Genomic DNA, 17,992 nt, shown 5'->3' with positions numbered 1-17,992 from the left:
ATTAGTCAAATAGTATTTGAGATTTTTCTCTGCAGGATGCCGAGTTTTTCCTGTTCTCACACCTATGAACGCTGGATGGCTGGATATGTTTCTTTATGGATACAAGTGCGGCTAGCCGTATGGAAGAAACAAATATGGCAAATATGCCAAATAATCTGGCGCTGATGTCGTCAGCCAGGGGAGGGGGCTTAATCCCTGCCGGGCAGGCATGGCGCTGCCGGGTCGCGGCTGCCGTACGGGAGCCGCGCACTGACGGCGATCTGGCGTGCGATGAAGGCGGCCGGCTCGAAGCCGTAGCGTTCCTGGAAGGACACGGTTTCCGCGCTCATCAGTTCCGCATACGTCTGCATCAGGGTCGAGGCGCGAAGGTAGTTGCCTTGCTCCACATAGGTGGCGATGGCGGCCAGCAGCACGGGATAATCGGCATTTTCCTTGCTGCCGCCAAAGTTGAACGACAACTGCCCGCAGGCGCGCCAGATGGGGTCGGGTTCCCCGTCCGGCACTGGCTGCGTGCGCAGCCATTGCAAGGCCTTGAATGGCGGGCCGCCAAAGGACGGTGGCGAGATGATGGCCTGGATGGCCACCTTGACGGCTTCCCCGATTCTTCCCGCGCGCACATACTGGCCATGCAGCAGCGCCAGGGCGTCCGTATATTCGGGCACGAGGGCCAGCGCCGCTTCCAGCAGCGTAATGGCCGCCTCCGGGTTGCGCTGCGCAATCAATTCCTTGGCTTCCAGAAAGGCGGCGCGCGGCGAAGCGGGATCATCGGCCAGCGAGGGCGTGCCGACATATTCGTCCTGCGCGGCTGCATGGGCTTGCAAAAACGCGGCCAGGCTGGAAAAGTGCGGCTGGAGGCGCCACTCGTCGTGCCAGGTCTCGACGACGATCGGTTCGGACGCTTCGCGCCCGATGGGCCAGTACAGGCCGAAGGTGTCGCCATTGCCCAGCGCGCCTTCTGAGAAGGGCGTGAAGCCGAGCGGCGGATACGCTGTCGTGTGTTGCCAGTCCTGGTCTGTCGAGATGTGCGCGAGGCTTGCGGGTAATTGCATGGTGGCACCGGAGTATAAAACGCCAGTGTAGAACAAGAGGGCGCGGCGGGCGCGTCCCCGTGGATTGCTGGCGCGACCTACTTGCGCGGCTCGTGTATCCGGAATTTCCTGACGACACCCGCCTGGTCGAACATGACGGCCACTTCGCGCGTGCCTTTTTCGCCCAGCAGTGGGAGCAGCCGCGTCACCTTGGGCGCTTGCAACTGGTTCTTGTAGACCCATACTTCATAGCCGGGATCGAAGCTGACCACAGTGGCGCTGCCCAGGGCCGCGTCGAGGTCGAGGCGGGTGGTCTTGCCGACCTGGATGTTCTGATAGATGGCGCCATTGTCGGGCGCGCGGTTGACCTTGTATTCACTGGCGGTGCACATGGCCACGGCCAGGCCCGCGAGGCAGGAAGCTGCCAGTTTTATCAATGTGTTCATACGGACTCCCAGTGTGCATCACTGCTTCCAATCTCAGAGGGGACGGGCGTGATGTCAGGAGGGAGTGTGCTTGGGTCGCGCCGAATGTGCTACAAGATTATACAAAGGCGCACAAAATGATGCCTTTGGTGCCGGCTGGTGCTACCTTTAGCGGCTCTGCAGCACGTCGGTCGAGAGTGCCAGGGTTTCCTTGATTTCTTCCATTACCACATAGCTTTTCGATTGCGCGGCGCCGGGCAGCTGCAGCAGCATGTCGCCCAGCAGTTTGCGGTACTCGGCCATTTCATGGATGCGCGCCTTGATCAGGTAATCGAAGTCGCCCGACACCAGATGGCATTCTTGCACTTCGGGAATCTGCAACACTTCGCGGCGGAATTGCTCGAAGGCGGACGCCGACTTTTGATTGAGAGTAATCTCTACGAAGACGAGCAGCTTGGCGCCCAGCGCGGCCGGGTTCACCTTGGCATGGTAGCCCGTGATGACGCCGTCGCGCTCCATGCGCTTGACCCGCTCGATGCAGGGCGTGATCGACAGGCCCACCTGTTCGCCCAGGTCTTTCATCGAGATGCGGCCATCCTGCTGCAGGATGCGCAGGATGTGGCGGTCCAGCTTGTCGAGGCCACGTGCCGATTCTTTAAGGATTCTCATGATTTATTGCTGAATATCTCGATTTATACGTGAACAAATACTGGCTCTTTCCCAATATGATAGCGGTTAATCTGGCAATAGCCTAAAAAATATAATGAGGAAACTATGCGTATCGTGATTCTGGGTAGCGGCGTCATCGGCGTCACCAGTGCTTACTATCTGGCCAAGGCAGGACATGAGGTGACCGTCATCGACCGCCAGCCGGGCCCGGCACTGGAAACCAGCTTCGCGAATGCGGGGCAAATCTCGCCCGGCTACGCTTCGCCATGGGCCGCGCCCGGTATTCCCCTGAAAGCCGTGAAGTGGATGATGCAGCGCCACGCGCCGCTGGCCATCTCGCTCGACGGCAGCGCCGCCCAGCTCAAATGGATGTGGCAGATGTTGCGTAATTGCACACCGGAAGCGTATGCGGTGAACAAGGAACGCATGGTGCGCCTGGCCGAGTACAGCCGCGACTGCTTCAAGGTCTTGCGCGCCGAAGCGGGCATCACGTATGAAGGCCGCCAGCAAGGCACGATGCAATTGTTCCGCACCGAAAAGCAATACAACGACGCCGCCAAGGATATCGAAGTGTTGAAAGACGCGGGCGTGCCGTATGAAGTGCTGCAGCGCAACGAGCTGTCGCGCGCCGAGCCGGCCCTCGAAGCGGTCAAGGATAAACTGTTCGGCGGCTTGCGTCTGCCCAACGATGAAACGGGCGATTGCCAGCTGTTTACTACACGCCTGTCGGAAATGGCCGTGGCGCTGGGCGTGAAGTTCCGCTATGGCGTGTCCATCGACGCGCTGCTGACCCAAGGTGATGAAATTGCTGGCGTGCAATGTGGCGCGGAAGTCGTCAAGGCCGACTCCTACGTGGTGGCCCTCGGTTCCTACTCGACGGGCTTCATGCAGCCGCTGCTCGACATTCCCGTGTATCCATTGAAGGGCTATTCGATCACCGTGCCTATCGTCAATGCGGCCAAGGCGCCCGTGTCGACCATCCTCGATGAAACCTACAAGATTGCCGTGACGCGTTTTGACGACCGCATTCGCGTGGGCGGCATGGCGGAAATCGCCGGCTACAACCTGGACCTGAACCCGCGCCGCCGCGAAACCCTGGAAATGGTCGTCAACGATCTGTTCCCCGGTGGCGGCAACACGGCCGAAGCCACGTTCTGGACGGGGCTGCGCCCGATGACGCCGGATGGCACGCCGATCGTCGGCCGCACGCCGCTGCGCAACCTGTTCCTCAACACGGGCCACGGCACGCTGGGCTGGACCATGTCCTGCGGTTCGGCGCAATTGCTGGCCGACCTGATGTCGTCGAAACAGCCGGCGATTCTGGCCGACGACCTGTCCGTCAGCCGCTACAGCGGCGCGCAGCGCGGCGGCAAACTGCAATACGCGGGAGCCTGAGATGGCGGCCAGCATGCCTGCAAAGGAACGTAGCGGCGCCATCCTGACGGTAGACCTCGATGCCGTGCGCGCCAACTACCGCTTGCTGCGCGACAAGGCGCACCCGGCCGCCTGCTCGGCCGTCGTCAAATCCGACGCATACGGCCTGGGCGCCGCGCAAGTGGGCGCGGCCCTGTATGAAGAGGGTTGCCGCCATTTCTTCGTGGCGCATCTGGAAGAGGGCATCAGCCTGCGCCCGCATGTGGCGCCGGACGCGGCCATCTTCGTGCTGCACGGCCCGCCCGTCGATACGGAAGGCGAATTCACGGCCCATGGCTTGACGCCAGTGCTCAACAGCGAGCCGCAGGTGGCGGGCTGGCGCGCACACGCCAAGGCATTGGGGAAAACCCTGGACGCCATCGTGCAGGTGGACACGGGCATGTCGCGCATGGGCTTGTCGCCGCAGGAAATCGACGCCTGGCTGCTGGATGCCCACTTTCTTGACGGCATCAAGGTGCGCTACATCATGAGCCACCTGGCGTGCGCCGACGAACGCAGCAACCCCATGAATGGCGAGCAGCTGGCCCGTTTCATCGCCATCCGCGCCCGTTTGCCGCAGTACCGCGCCAGCCTGGCCAATTCCTCGGGCATCTTTTTGTCGCCTGACTATCACTTCGACCTGGTGCGCCCCGGTGCGGCCCTGTACGGCATCGCGCCGCAGGGCGGCGAGCCCAACCCGCTGCGCTCCGTGGTGCGGCTGCAAGGCAAGGTCATGCAGACGCGCACGATTGCCGCCGGCGACCACGTGGGCTACAGCCGCCGCTACACGGCCAGCGAGCCGCGCCAGGTGGCAACGATTTCCGTCGGCTATGCCGATGGCTGGCTGCGCAGCATGAGCAACCAGGGCCTGGCCATCGTCGATGGCGTGAAAGTGCCGCAGATCGGCGCCATCTCGATGGATTCCATCACCCTGGACGTCAGCGCCATCGCGCAGGAACGCATCGTGCCGGGCAGCCTGGTCGACCTGATCTGCGCCGAACACCCGGTCGACGCCGTGGCAGCCATGGCCAATACCATCGGCTATGAGGTCTTGACGAACCTGGGCGGACGTTACTATCGCGAATACCAGGGATTGGCACGTTAGCGCACCTGCCAAAACGCCCATGGCGTTGTTGCCTTGCCTTGCCGTACATTCGTACTGTCTTCGGCAAGGCGCCTAGCCCTGAGCATTTTTTCAGGTGCGCTGGTTTCGCACGCTAAGGCAGCGCAAAAACGATGATTGTGTGGCAAGATAGCCCTGCAGTGAAGTTCACTCCAGGGCTATTTTTTTCACCATCATCGGGGATATATATGAGTCAATATCAAGTCGCAATCATCGTCGGCAGCCTGCGCAAGGATTCCTTCAACCGCAAGCTGGCCGACGCCATCATCAAGCTGGCGCCGCCCGAGTTTTCCTTCAAGCATATCGAGATCGGTGACTTGCCGCTGTACAACCAGGATGACGATGGCGCGCAAGCCGAACAGGTGCTGCGCCTCAAATCCGACATTACCGCATCGCAAGCCTTGCTTTTCCTCACCCCCGAATACAACCGCTCCATCCCCGGCGTGCTGAAAAACGCCCTCGACCACGGCTCGCGCCCATACGGCCAGAGCGTGTGGGGCGGCAAGCCGGGCGCTGTGCTGGGCGTTTCCGTGGGCGCCACGGGCACGGCCCTGGCGCAGCAGCATTTGCGCAATGTGCTCGCTTACCTGGACGTGCCGCTGCTGAACCAGCCCGAGATGTTTATCCAGGCCAAGGAAGGCCTGTTCGACGAGCATGGCGGCATCGGTCCGGCCAGCCTGGGCTTTTTCCAGGGCTGGATGCAGCGCTACGCGGACTGGGTACGCAAGCACGCCGTGCATGCCTGAATGGCCCAGGTTTGTCGGGCGGGGGCAAATGGGGCAATAAACCCTTGTCCATGGTGCTTTGTTGCTGTATGGACATGTATAATGGACGTTTTTTTCAGGCGCAATCCTACGCTGCCCCGTCTCTTCCATGCCGCTTCAACCTGTGGCGCAACCTTTGTTGCGCATCAATCTGCGCCGTCTGATCGTGCTGGTGGCGTTTGCCAGCGCCGTCATCTCCCTGGGTAACAGCTTTTATGCCACGTATCAGGTGCAGCGCCAGCTGCTGATCGATACGACCCTGGAGGGTAACTACGCGTATGCGCTGAAGCTGGCCAGCAGCACCGAGAACTTCCTGCTGGCGGCGCGCCAGCAGCTGGCCTACAGCGCCGGCCAGCTGCCCCGGCATTATGCCGACCCTGCCGCCCTCAAGATGGAAGCCGAACGTTTGCGCGGGCAGACCAACACCTTCAATTCCGTCCTGATCGTCGATGCGCAGGGCAAGGTGCTGGGCGTGTCGCCCGAGACGCTGGCCCTGCAGAACAGCCAGCTGGCCTCGGAAGGGGCGAGCCTGGCGCTGCGCGAACGCCGCCCGCTGATCACCCGGCCGTATATGTCGTCGGTGGGCAACCTGGTGGTCTTCATTTCCCATCCGGTGTTCGATCGCGGCGGACGCTATCTGGGCTATGTGGGCGGTTCGATCTATCTGAAGCACAAAAACATCCTGTTCACCTTGCTGGGACAGCATTATTACCGCGATGGTTCGTATTTATATGTGATCGACCAGAGCCGGCGCCTGCTGTACCACCCCGACCCCTCGCGGGTCGGCGAAGTGGCTGGCAAGAATACCGTGATCGACGCCATCCTGCGCCAGGAAAGCGGCAGCGGAAGCACCGTCAACAGCCGGGGCACGGAGATGCTGGCCGGCTATGCCGTGCTGCCGTCAACGGGCTGGGGCATCGTGGCCCAGCGGCCCAAGGCCGCCACTTTGGCGCCGCTGAACCAGCTGATGCTCAACACCCTGTGGCATTCCTTGCCCATTGCCTTGCTCAGCCTGCCGTTCATCTGGTGGCTGGCGCGCCTTATTTCACGGCCCCTGGTGCAGCTGGCCGAAGGCGCCAGCCGCATGGACGCGCCCGGCATGGCCGAGCGCATCGGCGGCATCCGCGCCTGGTATCTGGAATCGGCGCAGATCAAGCGCGCCTTGCTGGTGGGGATGTCCTTGCTGCAGAAAAAGATCGGCAAGCTGAAATTCGACGTGCAGACGGACCCGCTGACGGGCCTGTCGAACCGGCGCGGCATGGCGGCGGCGCTGGATGCCTGGCAGGCCCAGGCGCGGCCGTTTTCCGTCATCGCCATCGATATCGACCATTTCAAGCAAGTCAACGACCGCTGGGGCCATGCCGTGGGCGATGAAGTCATCCTGCACCTGGCGCAACTGATGCGCGCCTGCTCGCGCGATGCCGACGTGCTGTGCCGCAATGGCGGCGATGAATTCATCATGCTGCTGCCCGAGGCCGACCTCGACGTGGCGCTGCAGGTGGCCGAGCGTCTGCGCGCCCGGGTGGCCGCCGCCGCGATCCCCGGCGCCGGTCCCGTCACGGTGTCGCTGGGCGTCGTGTCGTCGGAGCAGGGGGCGGGCAAGGTGCTCGGTGCGGACGCCGTGCTGCTGGCGGCCGATGCGGCCCTGTATGTGGCCAAGGAAAATGGACGCAACCGCGTGGGCCTCGCCGAGCCCGCCTGAGGCGTTTTTGTGCCGGATCAGATTGACCTTGTCATTCGGCAAACGTCAAACTGATCCTATGTTTTCTCTGATTTCTGAGTCTGTTATGTTTTACTCGAAAAGCCTAGAGTGGAGGCCTGGGTAAAACAGACGTCACACGTCGGGAAGGCAACACATGTCAGGGCTCACTGCATTGGAACTGGCGCGCGTCCAGTTCGGCTTCACCATCTCATTCCACATCATTTTTCCTGCCATCACCATCGGCCTGGCCAGTTACCTGACGGTACTGGAGGCGGCGTGGCTGCGCACGCAGGATGGCGTGTACCGCGATCTGTACCACTTCTGGTCGAAGATTTTCGCCGTCAATTTCGGCATGGGCGTCGTTTCCGGCCTCGTCATGGCTTACCAGTTCGGCACCAACTGGAGTTTCTTTTCCGATTTTGCGGGCAGCATCACGGGTCCGCTGCTGGCCTATGAAGTGCTGACCGCCTTCTTCCTGGAAGCGGGCTTCCTCGGCGTGATGCTGTTCGGCTGGTACCGCGTGGGGCCGGGCCTGCACATGTTCGCCACCGCCATGGTGGCGCTGGGCACCTTGATCTCGGCCACCTGGATCATCGCCTCGAACAGCTGGATGCAGACGCCGCAAGGCCATGAAATCATCGACGGCAGGGTCGTGCCCGTGGACTGGCTGGCCGTCATCTTCAATCCTTCGTTCCCCTACCGGCTGCTGCACATGAGCGTGGCGGCCTTTCTCGCCACGGCCTTGCTGGTGGTGGCGTCGGCCGCCTGGCATTTGCTGCGTGGTAACGACAATGCTGCCATCCGCAAGATGATGACGATGGGCTTGTCGATGCTGCTGATCGTCGCGCCCATCCAGGCCGTGATCGGCGACCTGCATGGCTTGAATACGCTGGAGCACCAGCCGGCCAAGCTGGCCGCCATGGAAGGCCACTGGGAAAACAAAGGGGGAGAGGGCACGCCGCTGATCCTGTTCGGCTGGCCCGACATGGAACGCGAGGAAACCCGCTACAAGGTGGAAATCCCGCGCCTGGGCGGCCTGATCCTCGCGCATGACTGGCATGGCACGATTCCCGCCTTGAAAGAATTCGCACCGCGCGACCGGCCCCCTTCCGCCGTCGTGTTCTGGTCTTTCCGCATCATGGCGGGGCTGGGCATGCTGATGATCGCGCTGGGCATCTGGAGTGCGTGGCTGCGCTGGCGCGGCACCCTGTGGCGCTCGCGCCTGTTCCTGCGCTGCGCCCTGTGGATGGGGCCCAGCGGCCTGCTGGCCATGCTGGCCGGCTGGTACACGACCGAGATCGGCCGCCAGCCGTGGACCGTGTACGGCTTGCTGCGCACGCAAGACGCCGTCTCGGCGCACGGCGCCACGCAGCTGGGCATCACCCTGGTACTGTTCATCGTCATTTATTTTGCCGTCTTCGGCACGGGCATCGGCTACCTGCTGCGTTTGATCCGCGTGGGGCCGCAGCCGCATGAAGGCGAGCGCGTCGAGCACGGCGGACCGGGCCAACAACGTACACCCGCGCGGCCCCTATCTGCAGCACAAGGAGGACATTCTCATGGGCATTGATCTGCCACTACTGTGGGCTATTATTATCTTGTTCAGCATCATGATGTATGTGGTGATGGATGGCTTTGACCTGGGCATCGGCATCCTGTATCCGTTTTTCCAGGAGAAGAGCGAGCGCGACGTGATGATGAATACGGTCGCGCCCGTCTGGGATGGCAATGAAACCTGGCTGGTGCTGGGCGGCGCCGGCATGCTGGCAGCCTTTCCGCTCGCCTATTCCGTGGTGCTGAGCGCCTGCTACCTGCCGCTCAGCTTCATGCTGATGGGCCTGATCTTCCGCGGCGTGGCCTTCGAGTTCCGCTTCAAGGCGCGCGAGCATGAGCGCCATGTGTGGGACAAGGCCTTCATCGGCGGCTCGGTGGCGGCCGCCTTTTTCCAGGGCGTGACTCTGGGCGCCTACATCCAGGGCATGCCGGTAGTCCAGCGCAGCTATGTGGGCGGCGCGCTGGACTGGCTCACGCCGTTCTCGCTGTTCACGGGTGTGGGGCTGGTGGTGGCGTATGCCTTGCTGGGCAGCACCTGGCTGATCATGAAGACGGACGGCAGCCTGCAGGCGCGCGCGGGGCGCATCACGCGCACGCTCGTGTGGCTGCTGCTGGGCGTGATTGCCATCATCAGCGCCTGGACGCCGCTGGTCGATCCGGCCATCGCCGCGCGCTGGTTTGCGCTGCCGCAACTGTTCTGGTTTCTGCCCGTGCCGTTGCTGGTATTGGGCGCGGGCTGGCTGCTGCTGCGCGCCGTGCGGCGGGGGCGGCAGACGGCGCCTTTCCTGCTGACCCTGGCGCTGGTCTTTCTCGGCTACAGCGGCCTGGGCATCAGCGTGTGGCCCAACATTATCCCGCCGTCGGTATCGATATGGGAGGCGTCGTCACCGCCGCAAAGCCAGGGTTTTACCCTGGTGGGGGCGCTGTTCATCATCCCCGTTATCCTGATGTATACGGTGTGGTCATATTATGTGTTTCGTGGCAAAGTCCACCCGGAAGATGGCTATCACTGATGAAACAATTTGAACAGGGACAACAATCATGGTGCAAACGACTGGCGTGGCTGGCCGGCATCTGGCTGGCCAGCGTGACCACCCTGGGCCTGGCCGCCTGGGCGATGCGCCTGCTGATGCGGGCGGCGGGGATGGGCAGCTGACAGGCATCCGCTGCGAGGTCGGTGGCCAGTTGCACCCGCTGGCCTTGCTCGGCTGCCGCGAATTCAACTACGGCCAGCGTAGCGCGCTGCCGCTGCAGCCGTTCCGCCTGAGCGTGCCGGAAGCGGCGCTGGCGGGCTTGCTCGACGAGCCGTTCAACAGTTTTATCCAGACTTGCCGCGAAGACGATTTGCAGTACGAGGAAAGCGACTTGCCCGAACTCAAGGAAGCGGGCTACCCGGACATCACGGCGATGCTGGCGGGCCACCGGCCGCTGCTGGCCGATATGTTGGTCGACTTCATGATCGGCGACCTGCTGGCCGCCATCGGGCGCGCCAGCGGCTACCGGCCACCGCGCGCGCGCCATTGGGGTGACGTCGAGGCGGCCGATGGCCGCGCGTATTTCACCATCAATGAAGTGCAAAAAGTGACTTTTTCCGATGGCCAGGCCGTATTCGAAGGGCAGGGATATTATGGCGAGTACGTCATCTGGCTGACGCATGGCTACATGCGCAAATAGGGACTTGACCTTCCTCGCGTGGGAAGGTTTATAGTCCTGCCATGAACCGTGCCTTTTTCCGCTCACTCGCCCGCTCGCTGCTCTGGCTGCTGGCCGTCACCTTGCCCTTGCAGGGCTTTGCGTCGGCCATGCGCAGCTGCTGCGTGGACGAGCTGGCGGCAGCGGTCACGGTTACTGTTGCCGCCGAGGCTATGCAGGCGCCCCAGTGCCATGACATGGGCGACATGCAGATGCAGGGCCAGCCGATGAAGATGGCCATGGACGATGGCGGCGCCACGCATCACGGCCATGATTGCAGTAACCATGGCGCCTGCACTGTGGGTGCCACGGCGCCGCCCGGCATGCCCGCCTTGCACGCCTTGATCCTGCGCGCGCCGCCCCCTGCGCTGGCGCCCGATTCCCTGTTCGCCGGGCATATCCCGCCTGGTCCCGAACGTCCCCCGAGAAGCACGCACTCCGCCTGACCGCCCGTTGAACCTGGCGGTGTGGTCCTTGCACGTCCATCGCGGCTGTGCTCGCCGCGCCTTCACGTTCCACCTGCGCGCCCGCCGCGCCATACCCTGTCATTCAAGGAATACCATGAAACACCTGTTCAGCCTCGTGCTGGCTGTACTGCCGCTGGCTGCCGCAGCGCAGTCCCAGCCCAAGCCCGCCCCGCAAGAAGCGCAAGCATCCGTGCCGGCCACCGCGTACCGCTCCGCCTTCACCGGCTACCGTCCCGCCGCCGAGGAAGACGCCACGCCCGACCAGACCTGGCGCGCCGTCAACGAGAAAGTCGGCAAGGCGGGCGGCCACATGGGCATGATGAAGATGGACGGCCACACGATGCCGATGCAGCATGCCATGCCCAAGCCGGCGGCGAAGCCGGCCGCCCAGCCGGCCCCGCAACACCAGCCACACCAGCATGAAGGACACTGACATGGCCCGTTTCAGACAATCAACTTGTTTCACGCCGCTGGCGCTGGCGGCCGTCCTGCTGCTCAGTGGCTGCGCCAGCTTCAGCCCCGATGGCGGCATGCGGACGGTATCCACGCTGGCCGATGTCCGCACGGGCGCCCCTGCGGCGCTGGCCGGCGAGGGCGGCGAGGAAAAACTGGCCTCCCTGCTGGCCCAGCCCCTGGACGCTGACAGCGCCGTGCGCATCGCCCTGATGAACAACCACGGCATGAAGGTGGCGCTGGCCGAACTGGGCGCGTCCGAGGCGGACCTGGTGCAGGCGGGGCGCTTGCGCAACCCGGGCCTGTCGTTCGGCCGCTCGCACAGCAGCCATGGCAATGAAATCGACCGCAGCGTCAGCTTCGACCTGGCGGGACTGCTGACCATGCCGATGCGCGTGAACATCGAGCGGGGCCGTTTCGAGCAAGCCAAGCTGCAGGCGGCCAGCAGCGCCGTGCAACTGGCGTTTGATACGCGCCGCGCCTATTTCACTGCCGTGGCCGCCGTGCAGACGGAAGCGTTCATGCAGCGCGCGCTGCTGTCGGCCGAAGCGGGCGCCGAACTGGCCACGCGCTTGCGGCAGGCGGGCAACTGGAGCCGTCTCGACCAGGCGCGCCAGCAAGTGTTTTATGCGGATGCCGTCGGCGACCTGGCCCGCGCGCGCCATCAGGCCACCGCCACGCGCGAGCACCTGACGCGCTTGCTGGGCCTGTGGGGCAAGCAGACGGCTTTCACTTTACCGTCGCGCCTGCCCGACTTGCCGGCCCAGGCGGTGGACGCGGGCAATATCGAGGCGCAGGCGATGGAACAGCGCCTCGACGTGCAAAGAGCGAAACTCGACGCGCATGCCACGGCCAGCGCGCTGGGCCTGTCGAAGGTGACGGGTTTCGTCAATGTGCTCGACGTGGGCTATACCAACAAGAGCAGCAGCGAGGCGCCGCGCGAAAACGGCTACGAAGTGTCGCTGGAATTGCCCCTGTTCGACTGGGGTTCGGCGCGCAATGCGAAGGCGCAAGCGCTGTACGAGCAGTCGCTGCAGCGCACGGCGGGCACGGCGGTACGGGCCCGCTCGGAAGTGCGCGAAGCGTATTCCAGCTACCGCACGGCCTACGACCTGGCGCGCCACTACCGCGATGAAGTCGTGCCGCTGCGCAAGACGATCTCGCATGAAGTATTGCTGCGCTACAACGGCATGCTGGCCAGCGTGTTCGAGTTGCTGGCCGACGCGCGCGAACAGGTGAGCAGCGTGAACAGCGCCATCGAGACCCAGCGCGATTTCTGGATCGCCCAAACAACATTGCAGTCGGCCATCAATGGCAGCGGCCCAGCCGAGAAGGAATAATGATGATTACACGTAGGAACTTTTTCATGAATGCGGGCGCCGTCGCCCTGAGTGCGGCGGCCGTCAGCCGAGTCGGTGCGGCCTCGTTGCCGGAAGCCGTCAGCATGGCCGGTGCGGAAACAAAAGCGCCGCCACCGCCGCCGAACGGGCGTCCTTACAACCCCGTCGTCACCCTGAATGGCTGGTCTTTGCCCTGGCGCATGAACAACAACGTCAAGGAATTTCATCTGGTGGCCGAACCCGTCGTGCGCGAACTGGCACCCGGCATGCAAGCGAACCTGTGGGGCTATAACGGCCAGTCGCCGGGCCCCACCATCGAAGTGGTGGAGGGCGACCGCGTGCGCATCTTTGTCACCAACAAATTGCCGGAACACACGAGCGTGCACTGGCATGGCCAGCGCCTGCCCAACGGCATGGATGGCGTCACGGGCCTGACCCAGCCGGGCATTCCTCCCGGCAAGACTTTCGTGTATGAATTTGTCGCCAAGCGGCCCGGCACCTTCATGTACCACCCGCATGCCGATGAAATGACGCAGATGGCCATGGGCATGATGGGCTTCTGGGTGACGCACCCGAAAGACCCGAATTTCATGAAGGTGGACCGCGATTTCGTCTTCCTGCTCAGCAACTACGATATCGATCCGGGCAGCTACACGCCGAAGATCATGACCATGACGGATTTTAATCTGTTCACGTTTAACAGCCGCGTCTTCCCCGGCATCGATCCCATGGTGGTGCGCCAGGGCGACAAGGTGCGCGTGCGCGTGGGTAATCTGACCATGACCAACCACCCGATTCACATGCATGGCCATGAATTCGAGGTGACGGGCACGGATGGCGGCTGGACCCGGCCCGAGTCGCGCTGGCCCGAGGTCACCACGGACGTGGCCGTGGGGCAGATGCGCGCCGTGGAATTTACGGCCACCGACCTGGGCGACTGGGCTTTCCACTGCCACAAGTCGCACCACACGATGAATGCCATGGGGCATGACGTGCCCACCATGATCGGCGTCGACCACCAGGGCGTGGCGGCGAAGATCAACCAGCTCGTGCCCGGCTACATGGTGATGGGCGAGCGGGGCATGGCCGACATGGGCGAGATGCAGATGCCGATCCCCGACAACACCTTGCCGATGATGGCCGGCGACGGCCCGTTCGGCGCCATCGGCATGGGCGGCATGTTTACCACGGTAAAGGTGCGCAAGGACCAGAAGCCGGGCGACTACCGCGATCCGGGCTGGTACAAGCACCCGGCCGGCAGCGTGGCGTGTGAATGGACGGGCGCCTTGCCGGAACCGGTGCGCAGCCAGGGTACAGGCAAGGCGGCGGCGAAGGGCGGCGTCGAGATGACGGTGCGCAAGCCGCTCAGGCACGATCATTAATGTCTTAATAATATTATTATTTTTAATTTAACATTAAGGGCTTGCCTAGCACGGCAAGCCCTGGTGCATGTTGTTATAGATCAAGCTATTGTCGTTTAGTGACAATGCGCGTATTTCTACCCCACTATTTTCTTTATATTCAAGACATTCCGCTGCTTCTTCGAGCACTGGTGGCCGGACTATGGGGGAATCATGTTGAGTCAAATGACGGTGGGCACGCGCCTGATCGCGGCGTTTTTTTGCGTGGCACTGATGGGGGCCATCGTGGCCGGCATCGGCATCTTTAACATGGGCAAGATCGACGCCATGGCCGGTCAGATGTACCACAATGAGTTGCTGGGTCTGTCCCACATCAAGGAAGCCAATATCGCGCTGATCAAGGTGGGCCGCGCGCGCAGTAATTTCTTGCTGGCCACTACCGCCGAGGAGCGCGCCACGCGCCAGGCCGATATCGCCAGATTCATCGCCGCCAGCAAGGACAGCCTGGCCAAGGCGCAGCCGCTGTTTGTCACGCCGGCCGCCAAGGAGCTGTTCGCCCGCTTCGCGGCCGTCGAGACGCAATACATCACCGTCATGACGCAGGCGCTGTCCCTGGCGGGGACCGAGCCGCTGGCCCAGCGCAGCGCCGAGCTTGTCGGCTTGCTGAACCAGACGCGCCAGCATGCGGACGAACTCGACGGCGTGCTCGATAAATTGTCACTGCAGAAGGAAGAACGCGCCAAGGCGGCGGCCGAGCAGGCGTCTGGCGTGTACCAGGCCAGCCGCAGCTTCATGCTCGCGCTGGTGCTGGGCAGCATGGCGGCAGGCCTGGCGCTGGGCGTGCTGATCACGCGCGGATTGACGCGCCAGCTGGGCGGCGAACCGGCGTATGCCGTCAAGATCGCGGGCGCCATCGCCGAGGGCGACCTGAGCGTGGATATCCGCACGGCCAGCCATGACAACACCAGCCTGTTGTTTGCCATGAAAGCCATGCGCGACAAGCTGGTGGGCATCGTCAGCCAGGTGCGTTCGGGCACGGACACCATCCATACGGCCTCCAGTGAAATCGCCCAGGGCAATCTCGACCTGTCGTCACGCACGGAAGAACAGGCCAGTTCGCTGGAAGAGACGGCATCCTCGATGGAGCAGCTGACCTCGGCCGTGCGGCAGAATGCGGACAATGCTCGCCAGGCCAATGCACTGGCCGGCGCCGCTTCCGACGTGGCCGCCAAGGGCGGCGCCGTGGTGGGGCGGGTGGTGCAGACGATGGAATCGATCAATGCCTCCTCGCGCAAGATCGTCGACATCATCAGCGTCATCGACGGCATCGCCTTCCAGACCAACATCCTCGCCTTGAACGCGGCAGTGGAAGCGGCCAGGGCGGGCGAGGAGGGGCGCGGTTTCGCCGTCGTGGCGTCCGAAGTGCGCAACCTGGCGCAGCGATCAAGCCAAGCCGCCAAGGAAATCAAGACCCTCATCGGCGACTCCGTCGAGCAGGTGGAAATCGGTTCCAGGCTCGTGCATGACGCGGGCAAGACGATGGATGAAGTCGTCACCAGCGTGCGCCAGGTGGCCGACATCATGCAGGAAATCACGGCCGCCAGCGCCGAACAGAGCGCCGGCATCGAGCAAGTCAACCAGGCCATCTTGCAAATGGACCAGGTGACGCAGCAGAACGCGGCCCTGGTGGAAGAGGCGGCCGCAGCGGCCGAATCGCTGCAAGACCAGGCGCAGATCCTGACGGACCTGGTGGGCGTGTTCCGCCTGCATGCCCAGGCCGAGCGCATCGCCGTGGCACCGGCCAGCAATGTCACGCCGCTGCGCCGGCCGGCGCCCGCCGCCAGGCAGAGCGTGCGGCGCCTGGCCTGAGCCCGGCTGGCCCGGCGCAATCGGCACGGCGGTGGCAGGCATGTCGCCATGCCATTCCGTGCTTGCTGCACTCGTTGCCTATCCCAGTAGATGAATACAGCCCCAGCTGGCGGCCCTCGGAAGCGGGGACTGCGTTGATCGTCGTCGTCGCGTGGCTCGCCGCGCATTCTCCTCACGCCATGGCGCGCCACGGCGCAGTTTGCCACGGTGTTCCCTATGTGTCCTTGCGAACAAACAGCGTGGCGCACGAGGTCTACAATTACGGCATAACTGATAAAAGGAGTGTCCCATGAAAACCCTGATTCTTGCCGCCGTCTTGCTGTCGGCCGCCACCGCCGCTGTTGCCCAGGTCTCCGTCACCATCGGCCAGCCCGGCTTTTACGGACGCATCGACATCGGCGACTATCCCGCGCCGCAATTGATCTACGCCCAGCCCGTCATCGTGCAGCGCCCGCAATACTATTCGGCCCGCCCCATCTACCTGCGCGTGCCGCCCGGCCATGCGAAACACTGGTCCAAGCACTGCCGCAAGTATAATGCCTGTAACCAAGAGGTCTATTTCGTTCAAGATAGTTGGTATAACAACCAATATGCGCCCCGCTATCGCCAGCAGCATGGCGACCATGGCCGTCCCGGTGGACGTCCGCCGCAACAGCAGCATGGCCGTCCCGATTACAAGGACCGTGATCACCATGACGACAAGCCTGGCAAAGGCCACGGCAATGGCCGTGGCAACGACAAAGGTCACGGTAACGACAAAGGTCACGGCAACGGACACGGCAACCGGGGCAACGACAATTAATTCAGCAAACCGGAGGATCTTTGCATAGTAAAATCGTCATCGTAGGTGGCGGCGCAGGCGGCCTGGAGCTGGCCTGCAAACTCAGCCGCAAGCTCGGCCCCGGCCAGGTAATCCTGGTCGACAGCCGCCTGTACCATATCTGGAAGCCGTCGCTGCATGAGGTGGCGGCCGGCACCCTGGATATACACCAGGAGGGCCTGTCGTACCAGATGCTGGCGCATGACAATGGTTTTACCTATGTCTATGGCCCCCTGATCGCGCTCGACGCCGCGTCGAACAGCCTCACCGTGGGCGCCATCGCCACGGACAAGGATGAACAGCTCTTGCCGCAGCGCACGGTCCACTATGACCAGCTGGTGCTGGCCGTGGGCAGCACCTCGAATTACTTCGGCGTACCCGGCGCCAAGGAAAACACGATTTCCCTGAATGCCACGGAAGACGCCGAACGTTTCCGTCTGACCCTGCTCAAACTGCTGGCCATGGCCGAGCAGCGCCAGGGCGACGCGGGCCATCCCGGTGTCGACATCGTCATCATCGGCGGCGGCGCCACGGGCGTGGAGCTGGCGGCCGAATTGCGCGAAGCGAGCGGCGTGTATGCCGCGTATGGTTTCCAGAATCTCAACGCCATCAAGGATGTCCGCATCACCCTGCTCGAAGGGGCGCCGCGCATCCTCGCACCGCTGCCTGAGCGCGTTTCCATCGCCGCCTCGAAACTGCTGCATCAACATGGCATCAGCGTGGTGACCGATACGCGCGTCACCACGATCGAAGCCGACAAGGTGACGGTGGCCAGCGGCACCAGCTATGCGGCCGACATCTGCGTGTGGGCCGCCGGTATCCGCGCGCCGGAATTCCTGGCCACGTTGGGCTTGCCGACCAACCGCGCCGGCCAGCTGGAAGTGACGGGCATGCTCAATGTGCAGGGCCATGCGAATATCTTCGCGCTCGGCGATTGCGCCGCCTGCATGGGGCCGGACGGCAAGCTGGTGCCGCCACGCGCCCAGGCCGCTCACCAGCAAGCCGATTACCTGCTGAAAACTTTCCTGCTGCAAGCAAAGGGCAAGCCGCCGCAAACGAAACCGTATGAATACCTCGACTATGGTTCGCTCGTGTCGTTCGGCCGCACCACCTCGGTGGGTACCCTGATGGGTTCGCTGAAGGGCCTGAGCTGGTTCGTCGAAGGCTTTGTGGCGCGCATGATGTATGTCAGCCTGCACCTGATGCACCACAACGCCGTGCTGGGCAGTGTGCGCACGGCCGTCATGGCCATGGGCCGCTTCCTGATCAAGCGCAGCACGCCGCAGGTCAAGCTGCATTAAGCCGTTGATAT

At 63.2% G+C, this 17,992-nt stretch carries 17 protein-coding genes; 14 read left to right on the top strand and 3 right to left on the bottom strand.

From position 1 onward, the window contains the following. Window positions 1–188: 188 nt before the first annotated feature. The 3 genes from C8C92_RS19040 to C8C92_RS19030 form a co-directional block, all read right to left on the bottom strand. Window positions 189–1,049 (bottom strand): tetratricopeptide repeat protein, encoded by an 861-nt coding sequence (locus C8C92_RS19040; protein WP_116744957.1) that lies wholly within the window; start codon window positions 1,047–1,049, stop codon window positions 189–191. Window positions 1,050–1,126: 77 nt separating this feature from the next. After that, window positions 1,127–1,474, bottom strand: a complete 348-nt coding sequence (locus C8C92_RS19035; RefSeq protein WP_096236270.1) for a hypothetical protein — start codon at window positions 1,472–1,474, stop codon at window positions 1,127–1,129. A 147-nt stretch (window positions 1,475–1,621) separates the two neighbouring features. Next, on the bottom strand, window positions 1,622–2,122 hold the full coding sequence (locus C8C92_RS19030; RefSeq protein ID WP_034754979.1) for an Lrp/AsnC ligand binding domain-containing protein: 501 nt from the start codon (window positions 2,120–2,122) through the stop codon (window positions 1,622–1,624). A gap of 105 nt (window positions 2,123–2,227) precedes the next feature. Here C8C92_RS19030 and C8C92_RS19025 point away from each other — a divergent pair, with 105 nt between their 5' ends. The 14 genes from C8C92_RS19025 (at window position 2,228) to C8C92_RS18955 (ending at window position 17,981) form a co-directional block, all read left to right on the top strand. Continuing rightward, entirely contained in the window at window positions 2,228–3,517 is a 1,290-nt protein-coding gene (locus C8C92_RS19025; RefSeq protein WP_099763206.1) for a D-amino acid dehydrogenase, read from the top strand. Window positions 3,518–3,530: 13 nt separating this feature from the next. After that, window positions 3,531–4,640 (top strand): alanine racemase, encoded by a 1,110-nt coding sequence (gene alr / locus C8C92_RS19020; protein WP_243420283.1) that lies wholly within the window; start codon window positions 3,531–3,533, stop codon window positions 4,638–4,640. 206 nt (window positions 4,641–4,846) lie between these two features. Then, a complete protein-coding gene (locus C8C92_RS19015) occupies window positions 4,847–5,404 on the top strand; it encodes an NAD(P)H-dependent oxidoreductase (protein WP_116744955.1) in 558 nt (185 codons plus the stop codon). Between the two features lie 127 nt (window positions 5,405–5,531). Continuing rightward, window positions 5,532–7,124, top strand: coding sequence for a sensor domain-containing diguanylate cyclase (locus tag C8C92_RS19010; protein ID WP_116744954.1), 1,593 nt, complete (start codon window positions 5,532–5,534; stop codon window positions 7,122–7,124). Between the two features lie 154 nt (window positions 7,125–7,278). Further along, window positions 7,279–8,694 carry a cytochrome ubiquinol oxidase subunit I gene (locus C8C92_RS19005; RefSeq protein WP_116744953.1) on the top strand — a complete coding sequence of 472 codons (1,416 nt, stop codon included), beginning with the start codon at window positions 7,279–7,281 and terminating at the stop codon, window positions 8,692–8,694. Further along, window positions 8,684–9,691, top strand: a complete 1,008-nt coding sequence (gene cydB / locus C8C92_RS19000; RefSeq protein ID WP_116744952.1) for a cytochrome d ubiquinol oxidase subunit II — start codon at window positions 8,684–8,686, stop codon at window positions 9,689–9,691. Before C8C92_RS19005 ends, cydB begins: the two co-directional genes overlap by 11 nt. After that, window positions 9,691–9,834, top strand: a complete 144-nt coding sequence (locus tag C8C92_RS18995) for a DUF2474 domain-containing protein (protein WP_099763212.1) — start codon at window positions 9,691–9,693, stop codon at window positions 9,832–9,834. Before cydB ends, C8C92_RS18995 begins: the two co-directional genes overlap by 1 nt. A gap of 559 nt (window positions 9,835–10,393) precedes the next feature. Continuing rightward, on the top strand, window positions 10,394–10,816 hold the full coding sequence (locus C8C92_RS18985) for a hypothetical protein (protein WP_099763214.1): 423 nt from the start codon (window positions 10,394–10,396) through the stop codon (window positions 10,814–10,816). Between the two features lie 115 nt (window positions 10,817–10,931). Next, window positions 10,932–11,270, top strand: a complete 339-nt coding sequence (locus tag C8C92_RS18980; protein ID WP_099763215.1) for a hypothetical protein — start codon at window positions 10,932–10,934, stop codon at window positions 11,268–11,270. 1 nt (window position 11,271) lies between these two features. Continuing rightward, entirely contained in the window at window positions 11,272–12,630 is a 1,359-nt protein-coding gene (locus C8C92_RS18975) for a TolC family protein (RefSeq protein ID WP_243420282.1), read from the top strand. Between the two features lie 2 nt (window positions 12,631–12,632). Next, window positions 12,633–14,012, top strand: coding sequence for a copper oxidase (locus C8C92_RS18970; protein WP_116744950.1), 1,380 nt, complete (start codon window positions 12,633–12,635; stop codon window positions 14,010–14,012). Window positions 14,013–14,204: 192 nt separating this feature from the next. Further along, on the top strand, window positions 14,205–15,860 hold the full coding sequence (locus tag C8C92_RS28000; RefSeq protein WP_116744949.1) for a methyl-accepting chemotaxis protein: 1,656 nt from the start codon (window positions 14,205–14,207) through the stop codon (window positions 15,858–15,860). 289 nt (window positions 15,861–16,149) lie between these two features. Further along, window positions 16,150–16,662, top strand: a complete 513-nt coding sequence (locus tag C8C92_RS18960; RefSeq protein WP_116744948.1) for a hypothetical protein — start codon at window positions 16,150–16,152, stop codon at window positions 16,660–16,662. Window positions 16,663–16,682: 20 nt separating this feature from the next. Then, on the top strand, window positions 16,683–17,981 hold the full coding sequence (locus tag C8C92_RS18955) for an NAD(P)/FAD-dependent oxidoreductase (protein ID WP_099763219.1): 1,299 nt from the start codon (window positions 16,683–16,685) through the stop codon (window positions 17,979–17,981). Window positions 17,982–17,992 lie beyond the last annotated feature (11 nt).

It is taken from the genome of Janthinobacterium sp. 78 (genome assembly GCF_003096775.1).
Lineage (GTDB): Bacteria > Pseudomonadota > Gammaproteobacteria > Burkholderiales > Burkholderiaceae_D > Janthinobacterium > Janthinobacterium tructae.
Note: the sequence above shows the minus strand (reverse complement) of the source record. Positions and strands in the feature narration are given on the sequence as shown.

Coding starts and splice junctions, on each gene's coding strand:
- C8C92_RS19040 (WP_116744957.1), bottom strand. CDS start 1,049: ATGCAATTACCCGCAAGCCTCGCGCACATCTCGACAGACCAGGACTGG.
- C8C92_RS19035 (WP_096236270.1), bottom strand. CDS start 1,474: ATGAACACATTGATAAAACTGGCAGCTTCCTGCCTCGCGGGCCTGGCC.
- C8C92_RS19030 (WP_034754979.1), bottom strand. CDS start 2,122: ATGAGAATCCTTAAAGAATCGGCACGTGGCCTCGACAAGCTGGACCGC.
- C8C92_RS19025 (WP_099763206.1), top strand. CDS start 2,228: ATGCGTATCGTGATTCTGGGTAGCGGCGTCATCGGCGTCACCAGTGCT.
- alr (WP_243420283.1), top strand. CDS start 3,531: ATGCCTGCAAAGGAACGTAGCGGCGCCATCCTGACGGTAGACCTCGAT.
- C8C92_RS19015 (WP_116744955.1), top strand. CDS start 4,847: ATGAGTCAATATCAAGTCGCAATCATCGTCGGCAGCCTGCGCAAGGAT.
- C8C92_RS19010 (WP_116744954.1), top strand. CDS start 5,532: ATGCCGCTTCAACCTGTGGCGCAACCTTTGTTGCGCATCAATCTGCGC.
- C8C92_RS19005 (WP_116744953.1), top strand. CDS start 7,279: ATGTCAGGGCTCACTGCATTGGAACTGGCGCGCGTCCAGTTCGGCTTC.
- cydB (WP_116744952.1), top strand. CDS start 8,684: ATGGGCATTGATCTGCCACTACTGTGGGCTATTATTATCTTGTTCAGC.
- C8C92_RS18995 (WP_099763212.1), top strand. CDS start 9,691: ATGAAACAATTTGAACAGGGACAACAATCATGGTGCAAACGACTGGCG.
- C8C92_RS18985 (WP_099763214.1), top strand. CDS start 10,394: ATGAACCGTGCCTTTTTCCGCTCACTCGCCCGCTCGCTGCTCTGGCTG.
- C8C92_RS18980 (WP_099763215.1), top strand. CDS start 10,932: ATGAAACACCTGTTCAGCCTCGTGCTGGCTGTACTGCCGCTGGCTGCC.
- C8C92_RS18975 (WP_243420282.1), top strand. CDS start 11,272: ATGGCCCGTTTCAGACAATCAACTTGTTTCACGCCGCTGGCGCTGGCG.
- C8C92_RS18970 (WP_116744950.1), top strand. CDS start 12,633: ATGATTACACGTAGGAACTTTTTCATGAATGCGGGCGCCGTCGCCCTG.
- C8C92_RS28000 (WP_116744949.1), top strand. CDS start 14,205: ATGTTGAGTCAAATGACGGTGGGCACGCGCCTGATCGCGGCGTTTTTT.
- C8C92_RS18960 (WP_116744948.1), top strand. CDS start 16,150: ATGAAAACCCTGATTCTTGCCGCCGTCTTGCTGTCGGCCGCCACCGCC.